The organism is Neoalteromonas facilis, from assembly GCF_002807665.1.
GTDB lineage: Bacteria > Pseudomonadota > Gammaproteobacteria > Enterobacterales > Alteromonadaceae > Alteromonas_E > Alteromonas_E facilis.
Genome location: NZ_PEAY01000004.1, coordinates 453,964 through 480,429 on the forward strand (window position 1 = coordinate 453,964; position 26,466 = coordinate 480,429).

The following is a 26,466-nucleotide window of genomic DNA, read 5'->3' on the forward strand; positions in this document are numbered from 1 at the left end:
GGCCTCAAGTTGCATTATTCAGCAGGTAAAATAGTAACTTTATTGATGATAATAGGCTCTAACGGCACATTTGGGAAACCGGTTGTTTCATCAATACCGGTATCTACCAACTCCATGGCATCCAATACTTCATAGCCAGAAACAACGGTGCCGAATACCGTATATCCCCAGCTTTTGCCCGGATCTAAGCTTTCATTATCATTCATATTAAAGAAAAACTGGCGCATGGCACTGTGAGGATCATTCTGGCGTGCCATTGATATGGTGTATTTTTCGTTTTTGAGGCCGTTGCCGGATTCGTTGAAGATAGGATCAAATTGAGGCTTTTCGTTAAATTCCACATCATATCCGCCGCCTTGAATGACAAAATTCACCACAATGCGGTGGAAAATCGTATTGTTGAACAGTCCTTTGTCGGCATAGCGTAGGAAGTTATTCACGGTAATGGGGGCGCGGCGGCGGTCCATTTCCACAATGAAATCGCCCATAGAGGTAGAGAACTGAACGCGAGGGTAGTAGTTGCGCTTTTGAATATGAGAACCATCTTCAACACGATCGGCTAGGGATGGCATAGATAGCATTAGCCCAATTGAAAGCAGTAGAAGAGAAAATCCACGGTGTAACATACATTAATCCTTATTTTTTAATTGCGCTCAAGATAACGAATTTCCGTTCACTTGCAAGTACACGGAACCCACCAAAAATTCGTTTCAACTCATTACCATAGGGCAGGTGGCGATTGGCGACGACCCTTAGTTCACCACCACGTTTAAGATATTTATGGGCATCTTTGAACATTTGTTTTGCGATATGCTCAGTTACCACATTTTGTTGGTGGAACGGCGGATTGCACACAACAACATCGATTTGATTGCGTTGTGCTTCATCCATCGCTTCTAAACAGTTGCTTGCCACAAATTGGCTGCGCTCAATTGCATCTGGCAGGTTTTCTTCAATACTGGCTTTTGCCGAGGCCAGTGCCATAAACGAATCATCAACGAACGTGACATAAGCATTGTCATGTTGTGCCAGAAGCGCGATACCCAATACGCCGTTACCGCAACCCAAATCGACCACTCGTGTAGGCTCGCTGCTTGTGATATCGGGCAAATGTTGCAGCATCACCCGGGCACCAATATCCAAACTTTGGCGAGAAAACACGTTGGCATGATTGACGAGTGTTAACGCTACGCCAGTTTCAGACGCGTCAGTGGTAAAGGTTGTTGGATAAGCTGAAGCCGCAACCTTGGGTTGAGTATTCTGACAAAATAACAGGCGAGATTTCTTCTTGGCTAAAGAGGTGGTTACGGGCCCCAAGTAACGCTCAAACAGTTTGAAAATACTGGGCGTTAGGGCGGTTACTTTAGCCGCCGCAATGACCTGAGTTTGTGACTCGCAATATTCGCGCACACTGTTGAGTTGCCATTCCAAATAACTTAACGTGCGTGGAATTTTAACAACTACCAGAGTGTTTGGTTGAAGTGAGTGCATACTATCAATGAAATTTATGTCGGCAGTGATGTCGTTGTTGCGTAAATTTTGCTGAGTAGCTTTATGGCTGATCCAAGAGTCACTTTGAGAGTATAAAGTCATATCAGGAAATACATCTGCGAGCACGCAGGCAAGAGCACCGAATTCATCATTGAGAAGCGTGATCGATGGAGGCGGTTCTGCAGGTGGAATGGCCAGTATATGCTCTAGTAGTAATTGGTCAGCAGAGTCCCAAGCCTGTAAACTCTTGTGTTGGAATTTGGCCGGATAGCGATAAAGCGTGTATTCTCGTTCGGCAAGTTGAAACAGCGTCGTCGACATTAATGTACTCAAAGTTATATGCAATCTTCTTTTTTTGACCTCCAATCCAATCAACTAGAGCCGATGATTTTGCCCATGCAAGATGCAACGGTGGCTTATGTGCCTGGATGGATAGCGTCAAGGCGTGCAGATGACTACTACCATCATCTTACACAATCACTTTCATGGTCACAGGATACCATTAAGCTATACGGCAAAGAACATCTTATCCCTCGATTGCAGGCTTGGTATGGCGATCCACAATCGACATACCGTTATTCCGGTATGACATTGGCACCTTTACCGTGGGAGCCGGTATTAGATGAATTGAAGGTACTTTGCAGTGAGTACTGTGAGAACGGTTTTAACGCAGTATTAGCCAATTGGTATCAACATGGTCAGCACAGCATGGGGATGCATAGCGATGATGAGCCTGAGCTTGGTATAAAGCCTATCATTGCATCACTAAGCTTTGGTGCAGATAGGGTGTTTATATTTAAACACAAGAAAACCAAACAGCAGGTTAAAGTGACTTTAACTCACGGTAGCCTCTTGATAATGTCAGGTGAAACCCAACGTTATTGGCAACATGGTATAAACAAGACCGCAAAGCCGATTGGTGGGCGGTTGAATCTAACTTTTCGACGGGTTTCGCATGATCATACAGCAACAAATTACCGATAAACTAACCAATCAACTCTCGCCACTATTCCTTGATGTTGTGAATGAAAGCCATCAGCACAATGTGCCTGAAGGCAGTGAAAGTCATTTCAAAGTAACATTGATCAGTGAAGCGTTTGAAGGTAAGCGTTTGATCCAACGTCATCGAATGGTTAATCAAGTGTTGGCTGATGAACTTGCTAATCATATTCACGCACTGGCATTGCATACGTTTACTCGCGAAGAGTGGCAAAACAAAATGGGCGAAGTGCCTGCATCACCAAAATGTTTAGGTGGTTCAAAACTGGGTTAACCAACTCGTTTACTATTTTCCCCTTCGTCAGGATCCCAAAGGGTAGTCCGTGGGAAGTGCTGTTTCGCAGCAACTTGTTGGGCCCTTGTCTGGTTTTCATAGCCAACCTCACCGCCCTCTAGCCGAGTAATATCACCCATTGGTAACCCAATAAAGTAATAGGAACCGATATGACGGTGGAGAGGGCAACAATATTTGCCGCAAGGTCGGCGTTACCGCCCATTTGTTTGACCATAATAAAACTGACAGCCGCTGTTGGTGCAACAGACATAAACAACATGGTTAACAATTCTGTTTGATCCATTCCAATATAGATGCCGCTCATAATCATTATCAATGGATAAAGTAAGCACTTACTAATTGCGCTAAACAGCAATGCGCTTAGTTGCCCTTTCATATCGCGAAAGCGGATCGATGCACCCGTACAAATGAGTGCTAATGGTAAGGTGAGTTGAGCTAAATAATCGGTACTCGCGGTAACAATTTGAGGGAGCGATAGTTTGAAGTAAGCCACTATCAACGCGCATACAATTGATAGCATGATTGGATTTGTAGCCATCGCCTTGAGTGTTTGTATGGTGTTCGCGCGTTGCGGCAAATAAGCGTTTAACACCCAAACGGACAACACATTATAAAGTAGGATCAGTGCCCCCATATATACTGAGGCTTGTGCAAAGTCTGCAGGTGAAAACGAATTGGCTGCATAGGCAAGCCCAATAACTCCAAGGTTTGCTCGAAAACTACCTTGTACAATGACCCCACGGTCCTCGCGACAGCTAAATGCCCATTGCACAAATAGTAAACATGCTAGGAAAAATGCAAGGGTGACAATGAGGCCTGTACCGATCAGCCTGCTGTTGGCCGCTTGCGCGAAATCTGCTTGGCTTATCGACATAAACAATAACGCAGGAAGCGCAAAGCTAAAAACCAGTCGTGATCCAGCAGAAACAAACTCGCTGCTAATAACGTTTTTAGCAAAAAGTATTTTGCCTAGAGCGAGTAATATGACGACAGGGCCAATGACATGGATACTAAAATCTAAAGTATTGGCTAACATTAGGGTATCAGTACAGCAGTTGAGTGAGTGTATTATATCAGGAAATAAATTCTGAAGGACTGAATTAACAATCTGTTAAAAGATTTCAGGGAATAATCCTGTTAGTATCGCCGGCTAATTTTTCAGCAAGACAATATGGTGGGATAAATCGATGTTTAATCTGATCACCAATCAACAAGGCAATATAAAGAATGATGTGTTGTCTGGGATAACTGTAGCACTGGCACTGGTGCCAGAAGCTGTAGCTTTTGCATTTGTTGCGGGCGTTGAACCTATGGTGGGTTTGTATGCTGCCTTTATGATGGGATTGATTACCAGTGCTATCGGTGGGCGTCCGGGCATGATCTCAGGTGCAACAGGAGCAATGGCCGTTGTTATGGTTGCTTTGGTTGCACAGCATGGCATTCAATATCTGTTTGCCGCGGTGATACTCGCCGGGATACTACAAATACTGGCCGGCGTATTCAAACTCGGGAAGTTTATACGGCTGGTACCGTATCCGGTCATGTTGGGTTTTGTTAACGGTCTTGCGATAGTAATTTTCTTAGCGCAAATGGGCCAGTTTAAGATTCTGGGTAGTGATGGTGTAATGCAGTGGATGCAAGGCGAGATGCTTTACATTATGCTAGGGCTTGTGGCTGTGACGATGACAATCATCTATGTACTGCCTAAAATCACAACGGCAATCCCTGCCTCACTGGCGGCGATCATAACCGTCACGTTGATCGTTCATGGTTTGGACGTTGAGGCGCGCACGGTTATCGATTTTGTTCGCGATATGCTTCCAGCGGATCAAAAAGATTCAGCTACACTAGCCGGTGAACTCCCAAGCTTTGCCATTCCCATGGTGCCTTTTTCAGTTGAGACGTTAATGATCATTTTACCGACGTCTATCATTTTGGCTTTGGTTGGTTTAATTGAGTCGCTTTTAACATTGACTTTGATTGATGAAATGACCGATACGCGCGGACGTGGCAACAAAGAATGTGTTGGTCAGGGCGTAGCTAATACGGTGAATGGTTTCTTTGGTGGTATGGGTGGTTGTGCCATGATTGGCCAGAGTATGATTAACATCAATTCAGGTGGTCGTGGACGACTGTCAGGTATTACGGCTGCAGTAGTACTGCTTGGCTTTATCTTGTTTGCTGCACCACTGATTGAAATGATCCCGTTAGCTGCACTGGTTGGCGTTATGTTTGTTGTTGTTATCGGTACATTTGAATGGGCCTCTTTCCGCATTATTCGAGGCGTAAACAAAGAAGATGCATTCGTTCTATTTTTGGTAACCGCGGTTACGGTGATTGCCGATTTGGCGATTGCAGTGGTGGTTGGTGTTATCGTGTCGGCACTGGTATTTGCCTGGAAACATGCGACACACATTATCGCGAAAACACACACCGATAAGGACGGCTGGAAAGTTTATGAACTTGATGGTCCGCTATTTTTCGGCTCAGTGAGTTATTTTAAAGACTTATTTGACCCTAAAAATGATCCGCAAGATGTGGTTATCGATTTCAATAATTCACGTATTTGGGATTCTTCGGGCATTGATGCGTTAGATGGCTTGGCCGACAAATACGAGCAATACGGTAAGAAACTGCACATTCGTCATATCAGTTCTGAATGTCGTGGACTGTTGGTGAAAGCCAATAAGTACGTTGAAATGAATGTGAATGAAGATCCACGCTATAAAGTGGCGACAGACAAACTAGGTTAGTTGTTCTAACGTCTGATTGGATTAGGTTTAACCCTAACCAAGCGGTTTAAAAAAGAGACCCTTTAGGTCTCTTTTTTTATACCTCGAATACTAGTCGTAACTGGCAAGTTTACTGAATTGGTCGATACTGTAATAAAACATTCATGAAAATGTCACGCTGCTAGTGCAGCGGATTGAGGTTGTTGTTGAGTATTCATCGCTGGATCGAAATGCTGGTGATCTTCCTTGGGCTGCCAGTCATTCTATATTTTACTATTGCGGAACTGTCGCTTTGGCTTATGCCATTACTCGGCATGGTTGGGCTTATTTGTTTGTCGCTGCTACTGGTGGATAAACAGTTCAAGCGCATCAGATTGTGGAAAGTAGAGGGCCTTGGTGAGCACATTATTGCTTCGGTTAAACTATTTCTACCGTGGGCCTGTATTGTCAGCTTATTTATCTACCTAGTATTTCCCCAGTTATTTCTAGCGTTACCGTTAAAAGATCCAGGATTTTGGGCCATGACCCTGCTGATTTATCCCTTGGTGTCGGTAATACCTCAGGAAATTATTTTCAGGACGTATTTTTTCCATCGATACAAACAGATATTGCCCTCCAAACAAGCGCGCTGGTTGCTAAGTACATTTTTCTTCGGTTTAGCGCATGTGGTGTATGGCAACTGGGTTGCAGTAGTGTTGTCTTGGGTGGGTGGAGCCGTATTTGGATATCGTTATATGGCGAGTCGCTCAACTTTGGCGGTTGTAGTGGAACATTCAATTTGGGGGAGCTTCATCTTTACTATTGGTCTAGGCGCTTATTTTCTAATTTAGGCATGCATTTTTTTGATTTAATATATATGATTTTTCATATATGTGATAAATCGAATGTGTGTTGAGGAAATTTTGAGCCCATTACCCTTCTTCAAATCCTTGGCTGATGAGACACGCCTGCTGATCGTACTTTTAATCAACAATGTTGGAGAGGCATGTGTGTGTGAATTAATGCTCGCATTGGCCATGGAACAACCCAAAATTTCCAGACATTTGGCTGAACTGCGCAAGGCCGGTGTTGTTCTAGGTGAACGCCGGGGCAAATGGGTTTATTACTACATCAATCCCAGCCTACCAGATTGGGCGAAAGAGGTTGTACACAACACGGCAGTTAACAATATCGCTTTTTATTCATCCGCTTTGCAAGCGTTAGAAAACGCCAAACAAGCCCAAACCATTTGCCAGTAGAGTCCAATTAGCCATGAAAATTTTATACATATGCACCCACAATCGCTGTCGAAGCATTTTGTCAGAAGCGATTACGAATCAAAAAGCGAATGGCTATATTACGGCTAGGAGTGCCGGTAGTCAGCCGGCGGGCGAGGTGCATCCACTGAGTCTGAAATTTCTCAAGCTTGCGGGGTACGTTACCGATGGCCTAAAAAGCCAGTCTTGGGACGAATTTGAAGACTTTGATCCCGATGTGGTTGTGACCGTGTGTGATTCAGCCGCTGCAGAAACTTGTCCAGTATGGTTTGGGAAGTCAGTGCAAGTTCATTGGGGGTTGAGTGACCCGTCCAAAGTAGAGGGGAGTGAGGATGCCGTAGCGACAGCATTCAAGGCCTGTATTGCTGAAATAGAACTACGGGTAACACAACTGAGTGAGGTAGCTATGCAAGCGCTGCCAGCGAACGAAATGCGCCAAGCGCTATTGAGCTTAGGGGCACAAGTAAAATGAACAACAACGTTTACGGTTTCAAAATCATCAAACTAACGGAAATACACTAATGGGATTGTTTGAACGCTATTTATCACTGTGGGTCGGCATCGCTATTGTTCTCGGGATCGTGGCCGGTAGCTTGTCACCGCATACCTTTCAAAGTATCGCGACCATAGAATATGCGCACGTGAATTTGGTGGTGGCGGTCCTGATCTGGTTAATGATTTACCCCATGATGGTGCAGGTGGATTTCTCATCGATAAAGCACGTGGGGGATAAACCCAAAGGCCTCATCCTGACGCTGATCATTAACTGGGCAGTTAAACCGTTCACCATGGCGCTGTTGGGCTGGTTGTTCTTCAAAGGAATATTCGCCGATTGGGTCGATCCTCAAACCGCCACGGAATATATTGCAGGGATGATATTACTGGGCGTTGCACCCTGCACAGCCATGGTATTTGTGTGGAGCCAACTCACCCAAGGTGATGCGAATTACACCTTGGTACAAGTGTCCATCAATGATGTCATTATGATTTTCGCGTTTGCACCGCTAGCTGGGCTGCTGCTTGGCATTACCGACATTACGGTGCCTTGGGATACGCTACTGATTTCTGTGGTGTTGTATGTGTTGATACCGCTGCTCGCCGGTGCGTTCACACGAAGACAACTGGATAAGCAAAACGATCATTCGCAGTTGGAGCGCTTCCTGGCGAGGATGAAACCGTGGTCGATCATTGGTTTGTTGAGCACGGTAGTTTTGCTTTTTGGTTTCCAGTCAGAAACGATCTTAGCCAAACCACAAGCCATAGTGTTGATTGCAATTCCTTTACTGATCCAAACCTACGGCATATTTGCCATTGCGTATGCCTTGGCGAAGAAATTGAAACTCCCACACAACGTTGCCGCTCCAGCCTGCATGATAGGTACGTCAAACTTCTTTGAGTTAGCTGTCGCCGTAGCAATATCCTTGTTTGGCCTTCACTCAGGTGCGGCTCTGGCCACTGTGGTAGGTGTATTAGTGGAAGTGCCGGTAATGTTGTCGTTAGTGTGGTTTGCTAACCGAACGCGTCATTGGTTTGCCTAGGCATTAGCCGTTTTATCTCGCACAATCTTTATCAACTGTCAGAAAAACAAAAGCCGCTAATGATTAGCGGCTTTTGTGTGTTTACTTGTAGGTTACTGAATTATTTTTGCTTCGATAACCATACAACCAAATCAACGATATCATCAGGTGTCATATCACGCGTGATATTGATTTGGAATTTATCATTGATGATGAAGTTTGGAACACGCGCTAGGTGCTGGCGGAATTTTTCAATTTCTTTGTTGTTTTTTTGCACCATACTATTAACGCCAAAGCTCGATGCTAATTTGTCAAACTCAGCAGCATCCACGTCGTTTATGATGAAAATGTTACGTACATCAGACAAGCCGGTAATTTGTGCGCGCTGTTTGTGGATGTAATCGAAGATTGCATCGTTTAGCTTCTCTTCCTGCTTAACAGCACGAGCAATCATCAAACCGCGCGTGACTTCTTCTTGAATAGCAGGTGTCGTGAAGCCCATAAAGTTCACATGAACTTTTTCGAATTTGGTGTCTTTGTCCAACTTCTTCTTCATTTCTTTTACTAATGGTTCGAAGCGGTAACATCCGGGGCACCAGTAAGAGAAGAATTCTTTGACGATGGGTTTGCTTGAGGCTTTGTCGCTGATCACGTTGTAGTGAGTACCTTCTTGCCACAACTCTTGCGCAAATGCTTGAAGTGGCAATACCGTAGCGAGCAACAATCCTAAAAACAGCTTTTTCATGTTTGGTAGTTTCCTTTGCAAAAATTTCGCGTAAGCCTAGCATAGCTTACCTATTAGCGACTAGAGGTTAACCTAAAGTCGCGCGATAGAATTGGTATATCACGCGACTGAAGGGTATCAAAGTGAGTAGGTCACAGAAGCATTTACTTGGCGCCCTTTTCCAACATACCCAACAATATCTTCATAGTCTTGGTTAAACAGGTTATGGGCACTCAACTGAATCGACGCTGAATCGGACAGTGTGTAGCCAACACTAGCATTGACCAGCCAATAGGCAGAAAGTTTAATTCTTTGTGCCGCTTGAGGGTAAGGCGGGAAATATTGATCAAAGCGCGTTCCCGTATAATCAGCTTTGATGTTTGCAAACCATCGGTCATTGCTGTCTGCTAACGCCAATACGATTGAGGCTGTGTGCTGAGGGCGTCTAAGTTCTATAATTTGAGAGGCACTGTTAGAGTTTTCCTCTGCATCAACATAAGAATAGTAGGCTTTTAACGATCCCGTGCGCCAGGCTTGGGATGCACTCAGTTCTAACCCTTTTCGCTCACTTTCTGCAGTGCTATTTTGTGCGGTGTAGGCATTTTGTTCAGGCGCAAAAACAAACCCGTTAATTTCATCTGTCAGTTTGTTCTTATACCAGTTCAGCGTAACGTCTGTGTGTTGGCTGAGTTGCAATCGTGAACCTATCTCCGCACTTTTAACCGTTTCAGGCGTTAAGTTTGGATTGCCAACGAAACTACCCGGGTAATAGCCAAAGCGCTCAGTGAATGTTGGATTGCGTACGGCTTTACTGTAACTAGCATATAGCTTGAGGCGCGGAGTAAGTTGCCAATGAGGGCCAAAACGGAAACTGCTTTGGTTGTTAAAATCACTGTTTTGGTCCCAACGAGCACTGCCGTTGAGTGTGATATGGCGGGTTGCCTTAACAAACGCATCAGTGAAAACACTTTGCGTATCCATGTGTTGAGTCTGATTCGGATCAGCAAAAACAATCGGACCGTATTGATCAAATTTGTGTTCAACTGTTTCGATTCCGAGGTTCGCTTGATAAGACGCTGAGGGAGAATAGCTGGCAACATAGCTCACACTGAATCGGCGTGCTTCGCTGCCACCTTCATCATTTTTAGCTGCGTAGTTTTGATTTTCATTTACGCTAATGTGCGCTTGCACGTTGTGTTGCCAAATGTTGTCAACAGATTGGAACTGCCAGCCTAACCGGGCCGACAATTGCTTCCCATCCGTGACATTGTCAGAGTCTGACGGTAACCCCGTAATGTAGTAGTCAACGTTATCGTATTCATTACGGTAATCTAATGAGCGTATATTTAGACTGATCGTCTCCTGCTCAGAAGCTTGCCAAACGAGGCCCGCATGCAAAGTCGTATTATCGTAGCCATCGTCTTCATTGCCGACGCGTGACACGTTTTCCCCATCAGTGGTGAGATGAGATAGTGACGCATTCCACGTGATCTCATTAGAGCGCTGATGCGTGCTGAACCCAACACTACGCTGCTGATGATTTCCCAGGCTGGCACTGAACTTGGTTGAAGAATTGTGGTGTTGCGCTGTGGTAATACTCAGTACACCTGCTACGGCACCGCTGCCCCACAGCGCACTTTGCGGCCCCGATAGCAACTCTACGCGGGTTACATTGTCGGTTGTCAGGTGAGCAAAATCGAATAATCCCCCCTGACTTTCATCATTCACTACTACTCCATCTATCATGACCAGTAAATGATTAGTTTCAGCACCGCGCATCCGAATTTCAGTTAAGCCTCCTACACTGCCTGAGCGACTGACACTGATGCCAGGCATACCACGCAGTATGTCGACTAAAAATTGCTGGCCAGACTGGCGAATACTCAGCTCATCTAACACATAGACACTGGAAGACACGGTGGAAAGCGGTCTGGAACTGCGCGAACCAAGAACGGATATATGTTCAATGGATCCTGTAGTGAGTTGAGTTGAGTTTGATTGAGATAGCGCTATGTTAGGGCAAAGCAATGCCCCAAAAGCCACAGCCAAAGTGGCCGGGTTTATTTGTGTTTTCATTATGTAATTCCTAAGACACTCCACCCGAGTGCGAACGGACAATATCGGCAAAGCTTGTGCCGGGCGATCTCAGGCCGGTATCCGGGCTCGTTATTCACGCCAAATGACGTGTCAAAAGTCACCTTCCCATGCGAAGCACAGTGGTATGGAAGAACGTTAGCACGCTGTTCCTGACTTTCTGTTTTACCCAAAGATAAAACAGTACTTACCGTTGCGGGGGCAGCATTGGTTTCACACCAATTTCCCGTTTAACTCGCGTAACGACGCGAAGCACCTGAAGCGTTGCAGTGTATATAAAAAAGCTACTGATTACAGAGTTTTATTGTCTCTAATTATACGATTAAGCTTCATCATGGACGAATAAGGACTATTAAAATCCCGTCATCAGTTTTAGCGGAGGCTCATTCAGTGCAGAAAGCTGCTCTTTAAGGGCAAGGATCTGCTGTTCCCAATACTTTTCACTGGCAAACCAGGGGAAGGCTTTAGGAAAGGCGGCGTCTTCCCAGCGTTTTGCCAGCCACGCCATGTAGTGCACCATCCGCATGGCGCGTAATACTTCCACTTGGCCTAATTGACTGGGAACGAAGGTGTTAAATTCTTCATAGGCTTCAACCAAAACCTCTAATTGCAACTGTTGTTGTTGGCGGTCGCCTGACAACATCATCCATAAGTCTTGGATCGCTGGGCCCATGCGACAATCGTCAAGATCTAGAATACTGGGCCCGTCACGCCATAAAATGTTACTCGGATGACAATCTCCGTGTAAGCGGATAAATCCGTCATCACTGAACCTTTCGGCAGTCGCTGCAATAACTTGCTCTAAAATGGTGAAAAAGGGCGTTTGTAGCGAGTGTGGTACAAAGCCACTGGCAATCAGTTGCTGTTGCGGTTGATAAAGGTATTGGTCTATGTCAAATGCGGGTCTGAATTCAAATGGACTTGCTTGGCCAACTGCATGTATACGGCCAAGGTAACGACCAACCTGCTCGAGTTGGTCAAGATTGTCGACTTCAAATTGCCTCCCTCCAACCGAAGGAAACAGGCTAAATCGATAACCTTGATAGTGGTGTAAAGTGCTACCCTGCATATGAACCGGCGCAACAACAGGAATTTCAGCGTCGGATAATGCTGAGGCGAAAGCATGTTCTTCTAATATTTGCGCATCGGTCCATCGTTGAGGGCGATAAAACTTCACTACCCAACGGGTCCTGTCTTGGTCGATGAACTGATATACCCGATTTTCATAACTGTTAAGTGCCAGTAATCCAGATTCGGCAAAAACGCCAATGCTCTCGATACCATTTAAAATGAGATCAGGTGTTAAGTCAGAAAACTGAAAGCCAGCACTGTTGGTGCTGGCTTCAGGTGTTTGGGATGTATTTATATTCACCGATACAAGAACTTACTGGGCTCTTCAACTTCTATTAGATTACCGTCTAAGTCTTGCGTTTGCACATGAAAATCGATGTCGGTAACTCTGCCTTCGAGATTGTAAGGGTCGGTTGCAACTGAAATCGGTAAGCTGAATACTTCACCACCGGCCACGTTGACGACTTGATCGCCAATATACTCATATTCCTTTAAACCTTTGACCGCAATGGTATACACGCGATCTTCCTGAGACTTATTAAGAATTTTCAGGGTGTAAACATTTTCAATTAAGCCTTCATTGGTCTCCCGATACAGAGAGTTTCGGTCACGAATAATGTCAACTTCAATAGACGAACGGGTCAACATTTCAAACGTCAGTAATCCTGTCATGATCACCAATACAATCGCGTAACCAATCAGCTTAGGGCGCACAATGTGCGTTGTCCCACCTTTTAATTCATGTTCTGAGGTAAAACTGATCAGGCCTTTCGGGTAGTCCATTTTTTCCATAACACCGTTACAGGCATCTACACAGGCACCACAATTAATACATTCGTATTGCAAGCCATTGCGGATATCGATGCCGGTCGGGCACACCTGCACACATAGGTTGCAATCGATACAGTCGCCTAGGCCTTTTTCAGCTAAATCGCTGTGCGCTACTTTGCGAGGTCTTGGGCCACGTTGTTCACCACGTGTTGGGTTGTAAGCGACGGTAAAGGTATCTTTATCGAACATAGCAGACTGGAAACGCGCATAGGGGCACATGTGCGTGCACATAATTTCACGCATCCAACCCGCGTTTCCATAGGTACATACGGTGAAGAAAATCACTGAAAAAGCGGCCCAGAAGCTGGTGTTAAAAGTGAAAAAGTTAACAAACAGTTGGTCAATAGGCGTGAAATAGCCGACAAACGTTAATGCGGTTAACAACGCAACGGCTACCCAAGCCGTATGTTTTAATGTTTTGCGCCAGAACTTATCAAAATCCATTGGCCGTTCATCAAGCTTCATGCGCTTATTGCGGCTGCCTTCGATTTTTTCTTCAAACCAAATGTAGATGAAAGTCCAAGTCGTTTGCGGGCACATAAAACCGCACCAGACGCGACCGGCAAAGGTTGTTACAAAAAACAGGGCGTAGGCTGACACGATCAAGAGCCAAGCCAGCAAAGTGAGATCTTGTGGCCAAAGAGTTAAGCTGAAAATGGTAAATCGCTGCTCTGCGATATCCAACAGTACCGCTTGACTACCGTTATATTGAAACCAAGGGATTATGGCAAACATACCTAAGAAGATAAGTCCGAAAAAGCGGCGAATATTTTCAAAGGTGCCTTCAACCGCACGCACATAGATACGACTGCGCGCAGTATAATTATCACCCTGATTGCTTTTTTTAGGCTTGTGGACTTTCACCGGCGTCACATCTTTTACCGGGATTTGACTGTTCATGAAATGGCCTTTATCGCTCAATGAGTCGAAAAAAAAAAGAAAATTGCGAATATTTATAAGTATACCTAAATGCGCCGACGAAACGTTAACTTAGATCAACTTTTCTGCGTAAACAGATACTTAGTGATTTCCGGCGAATGACAAGGGTCTCAAGAGTTATTGGTTTGTATACCCGAGTATCGTTAGTGTGATTGGCGATTGGTCAATTAGCGCTTATTGTGCAATATATGAACAATCCATTGGCACCGTTATGTTTAAAGCATTTGTCGTTTTTATAGAGGTAGTCTTATTGGTCATGATATTGCGCACGCCATTCATGCAATACTGGTTAAGTGACATGCAGGCGACGGCATCTGACTGGATGACTACAATAGCAGAAATTCCTGATAAACAGGAAATTGGGCAGTTATACAATAGTATACAACCCGCTGTGGGTGGTATGAGTGATCGTCAAAGAGGTTATCTTGATGACGTTATGCAAAATCGCCAATCAGTGGAACAATTTCATCGCAAGTATTGTGTAGATGGTGATATGAACCCCTTTATCTACGGCACGAGTCTGCGCGTAGTGTGCCGTGAAATGACGCAGTCACCACTGCTCGCGATGCAACGCGCTAGCTAAGTGTATTTCGTTAGCATCATTCATTATTCAGACTCTGTTCAGGTGAATACGCTAAACTTTTCGTATTCACCGCTGTCTCAGTGATACTTACTGATCAACGGCAACTGTCTCAAAACGGAACGAGGGAGTCTTATGAACACGTTTAAATCACTTATTACTATTGCGTTAGGGGTTACCTCTGGATTGGCTTTGGCCGACGAACCCCCTATCAACGAACATGTTTCAGTAAGCTGGGAATCGCCTGAAGATTACACTGATGTGAGAGCAGCGAACCAATCTCGCAAGCGATTTATGGAACAAACGTTTCATCGTTTTGACGACTATTTTGCCTCTCTTGCTCAACGGTTTCCTGACGACTATCAGTGGAATATTAAAGTAACCAATGTGGATCTAGCCGGACAAGTATGGCCTAGTTCGTTTGTTGGTTTAGGTCAGGGTGGACAGGACGTGCGTTTAATAAAAGATATCGATATTCCACGTATGTCATTTTCATATAAGCTATTGTCGAATGGTGAATTAGTCAAAGAAGCCGATGTGGATTTGAAGGATATGGGCTTTTTACAACGTTCTTTACATGGCTCAGATACAGACCCTCTGCGGTATGAAAAGCGCATGTTGAAAGAATGGTTTAATCGTGAATTCTCTGACTATTTGATAACGGCTAAACAGTAACGACGTTTTCCCGTTTTAGTTTTTCGCAAATCAATAAGAAGCCGGCATTTTTGCCGGCTTTTTGGACTTTATAAGTAGTCAAACTCTCGGTCTGAAACGGCTGTTAAATCTTCAGCCCCTGATACGAGTCCGGCTTTATGCATGTCTTTTCGCGGCAACAAACGTTTCACATAAAAATCGCGCGTTTTACATTTACCCGCAGCTAACGCCGCATTGTCTGTTTTGACGGCAGCATCAGCCATGCTGTACCAAAGTACGCCAATCAGCACATACGCGGTATAGTTTAAGTAATCACATGCGCCACCGGCGACATCTTCAGGACTATAACTCAATATTGTTTCAGACAACTCACGCCATTCACTTAATAAGGATTGCGCACTTACGCGAGCGCTATCATCTTCAATTGTGTCTGTCAGAGAAATAAATGCGTCGTAGGTGGCTCGCATCATGGTACCGCCACTGCGGGTGAGCTTGCGGCCTATAAGGTCAACGGCTTGAATACCATTGGTACCTTCATATAACTGCGCAATGCGGGCATCACGCATCAATTGTTCCATACCCCATTCACGAATATACCCATGGCCGCCATACACCTGAATACCGTGGCTGGCGACTTCCAGACCCATATCGGTCATAAAGCTTTTGCACACGGGCGTTAAGTATTGCAGCACATGCTCAGCCTGTTGTTTTTCGTCGCCCGACGAGTATTTTTCAATATCCATGTATTTGGCGTAGACCAACGACAACGCTCGACAACCCTCAGCAAAGGCTTTTTGTGTCAGTAGCATACGGCGCACATCCGGTTGATGAATGATCGCATCGGCTTTGTCATTGGGTTGCTGTGCACCTTGTGGAGCTCGAGATTGTAAGCGTTCACGGGCGTATGTCAGAGCACCTTGATAGGAGGCTTCAGCGATACCTAAGCCTTGCAAACCCACTTGGAAGCGAGCGTCGTTCATCATGGTAAACATGCAAGCTAGACCTTGATTGGGTTCACCCACTATCCACCCTTTAGCACCATCATAATTCATCACACAAGTAGGGCTGCCTTTAAGGCCCATTTTCTTTTCGATACTGCCGACTGAAACGGCATTTCGTTCTGCAGGTTGACCATTGTCATCCAATAAGAACTTCGGCACCAAAAATAGACTAATACCTTTCACGCCAGCGGGGGCGTCGGGTAAGCGTGCCAGTACCAAATGGATAATATTAGCACTCCAATCTTGGTCACCACCGGTAATGAATATTTTGTTCCCCGTGATGGAATAGCTGCCATCAGCCTGAGGTTCCGCTTTTGTGCTTAAGAGGGCTAAATCAGTACCTGCTTGAGGCTCGGTTAAATTCATCGTGCCTGTCCATTCACCTGAAATGAGCTGCGGCAGATATAGATTCTTAAGTTCGTCACTGGCATGTTTGTTAACCGCGAGAATGGCGCTTTCGGTTAGCATTGTGGTTAATCGCCAGCTCAGGTTGGCTGAATTGAGCATTTCATGCACGGGTACGGCGGCAGAGTATGGCAGGTCTTGACCGCCAAAATCAGGATTGCCGAGCATCGCGTTCCAACCATTTTCAACATATTCCTGGTAGGCTTGAGCAAAGCCTTCCGGTGTCTTAACATCACCATCAGCAAGGGTGCAGCCTTGTTCGTCACCTTCTCTATTCAAAGGGGCTATCATGTCTTCCGCGAATTTTGCGCCTTGATTAAGCACTTCCATTACCAATTCTGCGTCATAATCTGATGCGCCAATGGTTTGATAGTGTGAATCAATCTTCAGCCAATCTCTGAGTAAAAACTGAAAATCGGCTATTGGTGCCTTATATTGCGGCATAGCGGTCTCCTTAAAATTCAAACGGGCGTTTTAATTATTATACGAGAAATTATGTCGATTAGTACGGGTAATTTTCGTTTTAGGCTTTATTTCTGTATCGATGAGGCCATGACAAAGGCTTCGGCAATTTCAGGCCACTGATCCATGTATCGCCATTCTCTCGGGTTAAGGGTGAAAGGATCGACCCATTTAATTTGTGTCACTTCACCTTTAGACCATTCAGGCAAGGGGAGGGTGGGGTATTTAGGTGGTGTGAAGCCACTTTGATGTGAACAAGCAAACAAGGCCATGCCGCTTGTTGTAGTGGTAATGTAGGCGTCCACACTGACATTTATGCCGGTTTCTTCGAAGGTTTCACGATGTGCTGTGCAGGCAAGAGACTCGCCTGTGACTTGTCCGCCCGCGGGAATATCCCAGCGGCCACTTAATCGATGTTTAATCACCAACAATTGTTGCTCGTTCACAATCAGGCAGCCGGCACTTGTCGCGGGGCTATTCAAAGGTTCAGCGTTAGCGCGACAATGTGGCAGATTAGGCGGCGGTTCAGAGCATCCTAATAGCACGGATAAACAAAAAAGCGTTAAACAACTAATTCTCACCGACAAATGTAATCCTAAGAGCTGTAAAACCAGTACAATACCGCATCTTATAAAAGTATCTCAGCGTTTTTGTATAAATCGCAGTTTAAGCCGATACTCTAACAACACTTATTTATCAGGATCACTATGGCTCGTGCATTTCGTTTTTCTCCTTTAGCTGTTGGTGCGTTGCTGCTGGCAGGATTTCTCGTGTATATCAATTGGCCGTTGGTGCTAGATTGGATGGGAATGACAGAGCAAAAGCAGCAACATCGCCAAGGTGGCGCAGCCCCAGTGGTTGCCGTAACAGTTGAAATGCAACCTTTTGCTATTGTCATTGAGGCCCTTGGAACAGCACAAGCCAATGAATCCGTTGAAATTACTGCGCAACAAGCCGAGGTGGCAACCTCGATAGCGTTTGACGATGGCGACGTTGTTCAAGCGGGGGATTTATTGGTTGAGTTGAATAATCGTGCTGAAAAAGCGCGCGTCAACGAGTTAGAAATCAATTTGGCGGAAGCGAAACGCCAATTAAAACGAATTGAGGGGCTAGCCAAGGAAAGAGCCGCGTCTCAGCAACTATTAGATGAACAGCAAGCGCGTGTAGATGCGCTAGTGGCACAGTTGGATGTTGCCAATGCTGCACTTAATGAGCTTCAAATTGTAGCGCCGTTTTCAGGTAAATTGGGTATACGTCAAGTGAGCGTAGGTGCACTTGTGCGCCCCGGTGATGTGATCACCACTTTGGATGATATTAGTCGCGTGAAAGTTGACTTCAATGTTTCAGAGGCTCATTTAGCGTCTATCGCCAAAGGCCAGACCGTTAGGGCCACTTCCGTCGCTTACCCTGGTCAAACATTTGAAGGCGAGATTTCCAGTATTGATGCGCGCTTAGATCCGGTGACGCGTTCGATAAAGGTGAGAGCCATCATTAATAATAGTGAGCAATTATTACGCCCGGGCATGTTGTTACAGGTGACGGTGCAACGCCAAATGCTTGAAGCTATTGTGGTGCCTGAAAAGGCACTTGTACCCATTCAAGAAAAGCAATTTGTATTTGTCATTGATGGGAACAAAGTCCGTTCAACCGAAGTGAAAGTGGGAGAGCGTAGACCTGGACGTGTGCAAATCCTCTCTGGACTCACACCAGGGCAGCGTATTGTTACAGAGGGTACATTACGCCTGCGCGATAATGCACCTGTTAATGTATTAAACGCAGAGTAGGTGACTATTTATGTGGCTTTCTGATACTTCCGTTAAGCGCCCGGTCTTTGCATCGGTTGTAAACCTACTCCTTATCGTATTCGGGCTGGTTGCGATTTCGCTATTGTCTCTGCGCGAATACCCCGATATCGACCCTCCCATCGTGTCAATTTCCACCAATTATCCTGGGGCTTCAGCCAATATTGTCGAAACCCGTATCACGCAAATATTGGAAGACCGGATCAGTGGTATCGAAGGGATAAAGAATATTACCTCGACCAGCCGCAATGGCCGTTCAAACATTAATATCGAGTTTAAGTTAAGTCGTGATATTGATGCTGCCAGTAACGATGTGCGTGAGCGAGTGAGCCGCGCCCTTAACAACTTACCTGATCAAGCTGATCCACCAGAAGTATCTAAGTCAAATTCGGATGAAAACCCGATCATTTGGTACAACTTACGCAGTACCAACATGAACACTATGGAGCTTACCGATTACGCGCGTCGTTACATCGTTGACCGCCTATCGATTGCAGGTGGAATTGCGCGTGTGCAAGTGGGTGGTGGTCGTGATTATGCGATGAAGGTGTGGCTAGACCGCAATGCTATGGCAGCACGCGGTGTAACGGTCGCCGACGTCGAACGGATTATTCGATCTGAAAACGTTGAGTTACCCGCTGGGCAAGTAGAGTCCGCCGACCGTGATTTGGAAGTGCGCGTAGCGCGAACATTTTTGACACCAGAAGATTTTGCCAACCTAACCGTAGCGGTGGGGCGAGATGGTTACCTAGTGCGTTTAGGTGAAGTCGCCCACGTTGAGTTAACTTCAGTCGATGATGAAACTGACTTCCGGGGTGATGGCGTTAACATGATTGGTTTAGGGATTGTAAAGCAATCTAAAGCCAATACCTTAGACGTTGCCCGTTCAGCTAGAGAAGCGATTGAGCGCATTGAAGAAACGTTGCCGGAGAATATCTTTATCGTACCCAGCTATGACTCGTCAGTGTTTATCGAGGAGTCAATCAATGAGGTGTATAACACGTTAGCGATTGCGATGATCATGGTTATTGTCGTGATCTATGTGTTCTTGGGAAATGTCAGAGCTACCCTTATCCCCGCCGTGACAGTACCGGTGGCGTTAATTTCAGCCTTCACCGTTATGTATGTCATGGGCTTTTCGATCAACCTTCTAACGTTACTTGCGCTAGTGCTCGCGATTGGTTTGGTTGTGGATGACGCAATCGTAGTACTAGAGAATATTTATCGACGCATTGAACTTGGCGAACCGCCTATTCTGGCAGCTTACCGCGGCGCCCGCGAAGTAGGGTTTGCGGTTATTGCCACGACACTGGTGTTGGTCAGTGTGTTCATGCCGCTGGTATTCTTAGAGGGCAACATCGGCCGATTGTTTACTGAGTTTGCCATCGCTATTGCCGCCGCAGTTATTTTTTCCAGTTTTACCGCACTGACATTGTCGCCCATGATGGCGTCGAAACTATTGCAGAAACGAGAGCGCAGTTCAGCCTTCGGCAACTTTGTCGACCGTAATTTTAAGAAATTGGAAAAGGGCTATTTCGACAGTTTAAATAAAACCTTACACCAACCGGTGATGATGACTATCTTGCTTATCTTCTCAGTGGTAGCTGTGTACCAATTGTATAAGCTCATACCTGAGGAGTTCGTGCCGAGAGAAGATAGAGGTAATTTCTTTATCATTATGCAAGCGCAAGAAGGTGCTAGCTATGAAAGTAACTCTGCTAACTTGGCCAAAATTGAAGAAATTTTGCTGGAGTATCGCGAATCTGGTGAAGCACAACGCGTATTGGTTAGAACACCAGGCTTTGGTGGCGGTGCAGGTATTGCCATTGTCGGCGCCGCAAACTGGGAGGATCGCAAGCGTGATACCTTTGCGTTGATGAACGAAATCAGTGGGCGCCTAAGTGCTATTCCAGACATTCGTGCTTTCGCTATTATGCGCAGCTCTATCGCCGGACGCGGATTCGGTCGTCCGGTACAATTTGTACTGCAAGGTAATACATACGAAGAGTTGGTGGAATGGGCTGATATCGTCGTTGAAAAGGCTGGTGAGAATGATGGGCTTGTGCGAATTGATACCGATTACAAGGAGACCTCGCCTCAGCTGTTAGTTAATATCAACAGAGACCGAGCAGCCGATTTAGGGGTATCAATATCGGATATTGGTCGTACGCTGGAAACCATGCTCGGTCAGCGTCGCGTGTCAACCTACCTTGATCGCGGTGAGGAATACGACGTAATCCTCGAAGGTGATGAAGATGACTTCAGAAGCCCGCGCAGTATCGATAACCTGTATGTTCGTTCACAACGCACGGGTGAATTGATCCCGATGGACAACCTGCTGACTTTTGAAGAGCGAGCAACCTCTGCGCAATTAAACCGCTACAACCGTATGCGTTCAATTACCATCAGTGCAAACCTAGCTGACGGTTACACGGTTGGGCAAGCCTTGGCTTACCTTGAAAATGTTGTGGCTACCGAGCTACCCGATTCCGTGTCAATTGACTACAAAGGTGAGTCTCAGCTTTATCATGAATCAGGCAACTCGTTTATATTTATCTTTATTTTAGCCTTGGCTATCACTTACTTGGTACTGGCTGCGCAGTTTGAAAGTTGGGTGCATCCTTGGGTGATCATGTTGACGGTACCATTAGCGCTGCTTGGTGCCTTTATCGGTTTGTATGTTTCAGAGCTAAGCATCAACATTTACAGTCAGATTGGGCTTGTAATGCTGATCGGACTGGCGGCTAAAAATGGTATTTTGATAGTTGAATTCGCCAACCAATTGCGCGACGCGGGAGAAGAATTCGAAATGGCATTGCGTAAGGCGGCCAGTTTACGTCTGCGCCCAATTGTGATGACGGGATTCACTACCGTGTTCAGTGCTCTGCCGCTAGTGTTAGCATCAGGCCCAGGCGCGGAAAGTCGCGAAGTCATTGGTATGGTTATTTTTGCCGGTGTTATTGTTGCTACTTTCATGACCTTATATGTGGTGCCAACCGCATATGCATGGTTTGCACGAAACACAACCTCTCCGCTGGAACGTACGCAAAAGGTTGATAATTTGCAGTCAGATATCCCGTACGACAAAGGCAAGACAGAGGGAACCGGTGTCTAAATTCAATGCAGAGCAACCAACGGTTGCTCTGTTTGATCTGGATTACACATTAATCTCTTCAGATTGCACCGCTCATTGGTTGCGATATATGTTAACGCGCAGCCGATATCGAAAAGCACTCATTTTACTTTTACTGCCGATCATTAAACTGTGTGAGAAATCCAAGGTATCTCTCGCAACTCGCAATTCATTTTATTTGTGGGCGGCAACGGCATTTCTAGGTAAGCAACGCTACGCAACGTTCCGGCAGCAAGCTGCGAACTATATTATTCAGCAAAAAGGTGTGACTGCATATCAGCATGCTTATGAGGCCATTCGTTGGCATCGTCAGCAGGGCCATACCATTATCATAGTTACGGGTGCATTGCGCTGGTTGGCGCGGGATATGTGTAAAGCGCTCAATTTGGAGTTCGATCATCTACTCGGCTCAAGTGATCAATATTTTCTTGGCGGCAGGATCAGCAAAACGTTTTGTTACCATGCGAACAAAGTCACCTTGCTAGAGAATGGCAATCATTTAAACGACGACCAAGTGCGCTATGGCTATTCAGACAGTTCTGCAGATATCCCGATGCTGGCCTTATGCCAGCATCGTTATTTAGTAAACCCTAAAGACAAGTGCTTTGCAAAGATGCAACACGCTTTCGGCGATGACGCCACTATGGTGAGTTGGCATATCGAAAAGGTTTAAGGCTTAGTGGTATACTCGACATTCACATCATCGATAACTCACGTAAACAACGTTAGGCTAAAAGGCAAAGGGAGTAAGTGCATATGCTGGATTCACTGTGGTTTAATCAACTCGTACAGTGGCTCGTAGCTTTTCAATCGCATTTGATTTGGTCTGCGGTTCTGTTAATTGCCTACACAGCGTTAAATCGACTGGCTTTGCCTTTAATAGAGCGCAAAGTCATCAGTTCTAAATTGAAAGGTGAAGCCGCCAAAAAAGCGAATCATATTACGCGCTTGATTGTGGGTATTGTCACGGTTTCAGGTTTGCTGATTGTTTGGGGCATTGATTTCAGTGGATTACTACTGATTTCCACGTCACTGCTGACATTAACGGGCGTCGCGTTGTTCGCCAGTTGGTCTTTATTGAGCAACATTACCGGTTACTTTGTGTTGTTGTTCCAACCGTCTTTTCGCCGCGGCAACTATATCCGCATCATCGATGGTGATAATTACATTGAAGGCTATATTTCAGACGTCACGCTTTTCAGTGCCAAATTGATTACTGAAGATCGTGAGGTGATTGTATATCCGAACAACTTGCTGTTGACGCGACCTACTTTGATTAACCCTCGTGGGCGTCTGTCATCGATGGGTAAGATCGCGGCTCAACCGATCCAGCCAGAGCGCCCGGTTGTGTCGCCCATTGAAGCCAATGAAGAGGCTGAAAAATAGCACTGTGTTTAGTCTTGCTATTTAGCCTTCCACAGCAAGCTTATTATCCAGTAATTACACCAAATAATCAGACACTTACCTATTAATAGGCAGGCTGATGCTAACAGGTTATCGTAGGCTAGCAGTCCCATCTCATTCAGTAAATAATGCCAGTCGTGAAAACCATAGGGAGATGAGTGGCCAAAATTTCCTCCTAACAATGGTAGAACCCCCTCGCGTGCATCAGCCAAATAAGGCGCAATATCTAAAAAGTTTAAGGCAAACCACCACGCGCAAACCGCAGCTGCGAATGTGTCATTGCGTTGCTTGAGAAAGGCGATCAAACACACAATGGGGAGTAACAGTTGTCCAAGTGTTCCGCCAAGGGAGCCAATAAATTGACCGAGAAAGCCAAAAAATAAATGACCTGCTTCATGAAAGGGAAGAAAGATTAAATGGGCCCATTTGAAGTAGGTTGATGCATAGATATGCTCGACATCCAGAGTCAAGAAATGAATCGATAGTAAGGCTACACAGCCAGAGAGTAGCGCGTGCGCCCACCAGTTGTTTACAACTTGTTGAGTTGGGCTCGTTAGTGAATTCCAATAGCGGTTAAAACGTGAAGACATGTGAACTCATATTTTGCATTCTCTTTCACTATACGCGTCAGCAATTCACTATTGAAGTTCAGAATGTTCGGGTATGAGATGAACAATAGAATGGCGGTGAAAAAAAACAGCGTCAGCTAGAATTCAGCAAAAAATCAGCCAAACCTCAATTCTTTTATTTGTCTTGCTTTACCGTACGCCTTCATTCACTGCCTAGTAAAAGCAGTTAACCAGAAAGAGGTATGGTCATGAAAAACAAACGGTTAGTCATTTTCACAGTATTCGCATTGGGCGTTAGTGGTCATAGCTTGGCGAAGGATAAAAAAGCTATTGAGATAGCACCCGCCAATAAAGCGCCGCTGTTAAACGGAAATTGCAATGATGACGTTTGGCGACCTGCTACAACGATAGCATTGCCTGCGAACGTTTATATTTTATTGATGCATGATGATGACTATTTCTACATTTGCGTTAGAAGCAAAGCAGACGATATCAATGTGTTGGATCTATATGTTGAAAGTGACGAAGTGAAAGTGCCCTTTAAATATCATCTGTCAGCGCAAATGGGAGAGAGAAAATTAACCGAAAATGGTTGGGAAAACACATCTCAAAAATGGGAATTGAAGGATTATGCCGGTTTTTGGGTACCGTACAGTGGATTAGAGGACCCTGAGAATAGAAAGAACCCTAAGTTTGCCAGAGGAACGCATAGGCAAGTGCAAATTGCCCGGAAGAAATTTCCAGGGACCATTTGGAATATGATGTTTGGTGTTAGCGGGATCAAGCATGAAGACGAATGGGCGGCATTCGTGCACCCAGAAAGGGCCGCTGAAGATGACAGAACGACATGGGAAAGATTCACGTTCTCGGAGTAAAGTGATTGTACGAAGGCGTTTAATTAATCTTAGCCTCTGAGCAAGCAAGGCTAAGATTAATTGCGTTGTCTCATATCTAATCTAACACTTGTGGTTGAATGTGTTGACTAGTAGTGGCATATGGCATTAGACAATTTCTGGTCGTTTAATCCTGAATGTACTCTGAGTTAACGAATGATCAAAAGTGCGAATTTGGGTTTGAGTACCGGCTGTTTACGCAATTGAAGAATGGCTCCCTCTGACAACAAAAGACACTTTACAGCCAATCAAAGAAATATGTGAGCGTGGCGCAAGCCGTTACCCCTTAGTAACTAGATGAGTAAAAACAAATTAAATTAAGATGTTTTTAGCAAAATCAAACGAAACAGACATTATATCCCTCGGCCTTAAACTCATAATAAAATTAAAAGCCTAATGTACATCTCTGGGTAAACTACCTTCTAATCATCTGGCTTTATTTTGATGTCCACGGCGAATCAACCTTAAGCTTAATAATGCAATGAACATAAGTGCCACAGTTTTAGGCTCATACACGCTCACAGTGGGCGTAATTTGTTTCACGTCTTGTACATTAGCAGTGGGAATATTACTAGCGAGAATTCGAACATCCTCCAAGACCATACCATCACCCAATAACCAACTAAAACCGGCACTCGAAATATAGTTGCCAGCCATACTTCCGGCATTATTACCATTGATGCTAGCGTTTCCGATTTTGCTTTCAAAGTTGAAAATAACGTTCTCAGCAAGAACACCGTCAAGTAATATACTGGCATCACAATTCACATATGTGTGACGACACAAGCCAAAATTCCCTGAGACGTTGATAACAAACTGATCCGTCGCAGAACCCCGGATCGTTAGCGACTCACCGTTCATTAACTCCAAGTCACCGTTAATATTAATGACATTAAAGTTTGACGACGTATTAAATATTGTGGAACTTAAAATAGATCCGTAATTTACCGCACTCGCATTGTCGCGCATAGCAGATGCTGCAAGCGAAGCAGAAGTAAGATCAGTAAAAATTTCGTTCCATTGAGGCTCAGACAAGCCAACTATATTCCCAAATACGTTTGCAGACGAAACATTGGCTGTTCCGAAAACAAGGTCGCCATGAATGTTAACTGAGGCATCTGCTACAATCGATGTTCTTGCACCTATATTCCCAAAAATCTGAGCTTGAGAGCCTAGGATCATACGACCTTCATCTCTCATAACGGAATTCTTAGCGTCCCAACCAGAAATGCCAGCACTTAACAGAGTGAAATCTCCCGCCCTTCCAAGTTCGATTGGAACAGCTTTAGAAACACCCGAAAATAACATCAGAACCACAAGTACGAACGCGCAAGATAAAATTTTCATAGGTACCTCAAAATCCTCAAAACATATTTCAAACGGCAGCGATAAAGCAAAAATAGAGCCAAAAATAAATTAACCAATATAAACATGAACTCAAAGATCCCATTTGAAGTTTTAGTTACTTTTTATGAAAATTTATATTCAAGTTGTAAAATTTATTGACAGCGTTGTCATGTTGGCGTGTTACTGAAAAATAGAAAATTATTTGAAGAGCAGAAAGCACCGACATTGGGTGTACTTCTGACTTTCGGATGCACGCAAAACTCCTTT

General features: G+C 45.0%; 25 protein-coding genes and 1 riboswitch. Of the genes, 14 read left to right on the plus strand and 11 right to left on the minus strand.

Annotated elements, in window-relative coordinates; all coding sequences use genetic code 11:
* Positions 1-14: 14 nt before the first annotated feature.
* Positions 15-626, minus strand: coding sequence for a peptidylprolyl isomerase (locus tag CSH93_RS13495; RefSeq protein ID WP_100643779.1), 612 nt, complete (start codon positions 624-626; stop codon positions 15-17).
* 10 nt (positions 627-636) lie between these two features.
* Positions 637-1,812, minus strand: a complete 1,176-nt coding sequence (locus CSH93_RS13500) for a methyltransferase (RefSeq protein ID WP_100643780.1) — start codon at positions 1,810-1,812, stop codon at positions 637-639.
* 18 nt (positions 1,813-1,830) lie between these two features.
* On the opposite strand from CSH93_RS13500, the gene CSH93_RS13505 reads away from it, so the two are divergent.
* Together CSH93_RS13505 and bolA are read left to right on the plus strand one after the other, a co-directional pair.
* Entirely contained in the window at positions 1,831-2,475 is a 645-nt protein-coding gene (locus tag CSH93_RS13505; RefSeq protein ID WP_100643781.1) for an alpha-ketoglutarate-dependent dioxygenase AlkB family protein, read from the plus strand.
* A complete protein-coding gene (gene bolA / locus CSH93_RS13510; RefSeq protein WP_100643782.1) occupies positions 2,447-2,764 on the plus strand; it encodes a transcriptional regulator BolA in 318 nt (105 codons plus the stop codon). The genes CSH93_RS13505 and bolA overlap by 29 nt, the downstream gene beginning before the upstream one ends.
* A gap of 118 nt (positions 2,765-2,882) precedes the next feature.
* Here the strand turns inward: bolA and CSH93_RS13515 are convergent, their stop codons facing one another.
* A complete protein-coding gene (locus CSH93_RS13515) occupies positions 2,883-3,821 on the minus strand; it encodes an AEC family transporter (protein ID WP_100643783.1) in 939 nt (312 codons plus the stop codon).
* Between the two features lie 151 nt (positions 3,822-3,972).
* Between CSH93_RS13515 and CSH93_RS13520 the strand changes: the two genes are divergently transcribed.
* The 5 genes from CSH93_RS13520 to arsB all read left to right on the plus strand — a co-directional run bounded on the left by CSH93_RS13520 (position 3,973) and on the right by arsB (position 8,311).
* Positions 3,973-5,538: a SulP family inorganic anion transporter gene (locus CSH93_RS13520; RefSeq protein ID WP_100643784.1), complete on the plus strand. Its 1,566-nt coding sequence runs from the start codon at positions 3,973-3,975 to the stop codon at positions 5,536-5,538.
* Positions 5,539-5,723: 185 nt separating this feature from the next.
* A complete protein-coding gene (locus tag CSH93_RS13525) occupies positions 5,724-6,347 on the plus strand; it encodes a CPBP family intramembrane glutamic endopeptidase (RefSeq protein ID WP_100644011.1) in 624 nt (207 codons plus the stop codon).
* A 72-nt stretch (positions 6,348-6,419) separates the two neighbouring features.
* Positions 6,420-6,755 carry a metalloregulator ArsR/SmtB family transcription factor gene (locus CSH93_RS13530; protein WP_240615601.1) on the plus strand — a complete coding sequence of 112 codons (336 nt, stop codon included), beginning with the start codon at positions 6,420-6,422 and terminating at the stop codon, positions 6,753-6,755.
* Between the two features lie 13 nt (positions 6,756-6,768).
* Positions 6,769-7,245, plus strand: a complete 477-nt coding sequence (locus CSH93_RS13535) for an arsenate reductase ArsC (RefSeq protein ID WP_100643786.1) — start codon at positions 6,769-6,771, stop codon at positions 7,243-7,245.
* Between the two features lie 49 nt (positions 7,246-7,294).
* The gene (gene arsB / locus CSH93_RS13540; protein WP_100643787.1) at positions 7,295-8,311 is read left to right on the plus strand and encodes an ACR3 family arsenite efflux transporter; all 1,017 of its coding nucleotides are present in this window, start codon (positions 7,295-7,297) and stop codon (positions 8,309-8,311) included.
* A 100-nt stretch (positions 8,312-8,411) separates the two neighbouring features.
* Here the strand turns inward: arsB and CSH93_RS13545 are convergent, their stop codons facing one another.
* From CSH93_RS13545 to ccoG, 4 genes are all read right to left on the minus strand, one after another.
* Positions 8,412-9,035: a thiol:disulfide interchange protein DsbA/DsbL gene (locus CSH93_RS13545; RefSeq protein WP_100643788.1), complete on the minus strand. Its 624-nt coding sequence runs from the start codon at positions 9,033-9,035 to the stop codon at positions 8,412-8,414.
* Between the two features lie 117 nt (positions 9,036-9,152).
* Positions 9,153-11,090, minus strand: coding sequence for a TonB-dependent receptor plug domain-containing protein (locus CSH93_RS13550; RefSeq protein ID WP_100643789.1), 1,938 nt, complete (start codon positions 11,088-11,090; stop codon positions 9,153-9,155).
* Between the two features lie 55 nt (positions 11,091-11,145).
* Positions 11,146-11,383: riboswitch (cobalamin riboswitch) on the minus strand.
* A gap of 77 nt (positions 11,384-11,460) precedes the next feature.
* A complete protein-coding gene (locus CSH93_RS13555; RefSeq protein WP_276307706.1) occupies positions 11,461-12,480 on the minus strand; it encodes a serine/threonine protein kinase in 1,020 nt (339 codons plus the stop codon).
* Positions 12,477-13,910, minus strand: coding sequence for a cytochrome c oxidase accessory protein CcoG (gene ccoG / locus CSH93_RS13560; RefSeq protein ID WP_100643790.1), 1,434 nt, complete (start codon positions 13,908-13,910; stop codon positions 12,477-12,479). Before ccoG ends, CSH93_RS13555 begins: the two co-directional genes overlap by 4 nt.
* A 250-nt stretch (positions 13,911-14,160) precedes the next feature.
* Between ccoG and CSH93_RS13565 the strand changes: the two genes are divergently transcribed.
* Both CSH93_RS13565 and CSH93_RS13570 read left to right on the plus strand, forming a co-directional pair.
* The gene (locus CSH93_RS13565) at positions 14,161-14,532 is read left to right on the plus strand and encodes a hypothetical protein (RefSeq protein ID WP_124748980.1); all 372 of its coding nucleotides are present in this window, start codon (positions 14,161-14,163) and stop codon (positions 14,530-14,532) included.
* 132 nt (positions 14,533-14,664) lie between these two features.
* Entirely contained in the window at positions 14,665-15,204 is a 540-nt protein-coding gene (locus tag CSH93_RS13570; protein ID WP_100643792.1) for a DUF3016 domain-containing protein, read from the plus strand.
* Positions 15,205-15,272: 68 nt separating this feature from the next.
* On the opposite strand, the gene CSH93_RS13575 is transcribed toward CSH93_RS13570, so the two are convergent.
* The gene (locus tag CSH93_RS13575) at positions 15,273-17,033 is read right to left on the minus strand and encodes an acyl-CoA dehydrogenase family protein (RefSeq protein ID WP_100643793.1); all 1,761 of its coding nucleotides are present in this window, start codon (positions 17,031-17,033) and stop codon (positions 15,273-15,275) included.
* An 86-nt stretch (positions 17,034-17,119) separates the two neighbouring features.
* Complete coding sequence (locus tag CSH93_RS13580) at positions 17,120-17,632, minus strand: NUDIX hydrolase (RefSeq protein ID WP_338063509.1); 513 nt, start codon at positions 17,630-17,632, stop codon at positions 17,120-17,122.
* Positions 17,633-17,758: 126 nt separating this feature from the next.
* On the opposite strand from CSH93_RS13580, the gene CSH93_RS13585 reads away from it, so the two are divergent.
* The 4 genes from CSH93_RS13585 to CSH93_RS13600 all read left to right on the plus strand — a co-directional run bounded on the left by CSH93_RS13585 (position 17,759) and on the right by CSH93_RS13600 (position 23,372).
* Positions 17,759-18,835: an efflux RND transporter periplasmic adaptor subunit gene (locus tag CSH93_RS13585; RefSeq protein ID WP_100643795.1), complete on the plus strand. Its 1,077-nt coding sequence runs from the start codon at positions 17,759-17,761 to the stop codon at positions 18,833-18,835.
* A gap of 10 nt (positions 18,836-18,845) precedes the next feature.
* Positions 18,846-21,968, plus strand: coding sequence for an efflux RND transporter permease subunit (locus CSH93_RS13590; RefSeq protein WP_100643796.1), 3,123 nt, complete (start codon positions 18,846-18,848; stop codon positions 21,966-21,968).
* Positions 21,961-22,659, plus strand: a complete 699-nt coding sequence (locus CSH93_RS13595; protein WP_164078377.1) for an HAD-IB family phosphatase — start codon at positions 21,961-21,963, stop codon at positions 22,657-22,659. The genes CSH93_RS13590 and CSH93_RS13595 overlap by 8 nt, the downstream gene beginning before the upstream one ends.
* 83 nt (positions 22,660-22,742) lie before the next feature.
* Complete coding sequence (locus CSH93_RS13600) at positions 22,743-23,372, plus strand: mechanosensitive ion channel domain-containing protein (protein WP_100643798.1); 630 nt, start codon at positions 22,743-22,745, stop codon at positions 23,370-23,372.
* A 17-nt stretch (positions 23,373-23,389) separates the two neighbouring features.
* Here CSH93_RS13600 and CSH93_RS13605 read toward each other — a convergent pair whose 3' ends face one another.
* The gene (locus CSH93_RS13605; protein ID WP_100643799.1) at positions 23,390-23,980 is read right to left on the minus strand and encodes a hypothetical protein; all 591 of its coding nucleotides are present in this window, start codon (positions 23,978-23,980) and stop codon (positions 23,390-23,392) included.
* Positions 23,981-24,207: 227 nt separating this feature from the next.
* On the opposite strand from CSH93_RS13605, the gene CSH93_RS13610 reads away from it, so the two are divergent.
* Positions 24,208-24,834: a hypothetical protein gene (locus tag CSH93_RS13610; protein ID WP_100643800.1), complete on the plus strand. Its 627-nt coding sequence runs from the start codon at positions 24,208-24,210 to the stop codon at positions 24,832-24,834.
* 444 nt (positions 24,835-25,278) lie between these two features.
* Here the strand turns inward: CSH93_RS13610 and CSH93_RS13615 are convergent, their stop codons facing one another.
* On the minus strand, positions 25,279-26,199 hold the full coding sequence (locus tag CSH93_RS13615; protein ID WP_100643801.1) for a hypothetical protein: 921 nt from the start codon (positions 26,197-26,199) through the stop codon (positions 25,279-25,281).
* Positions 26,200-26,466 lie beyond the last annotated feature (267 nt).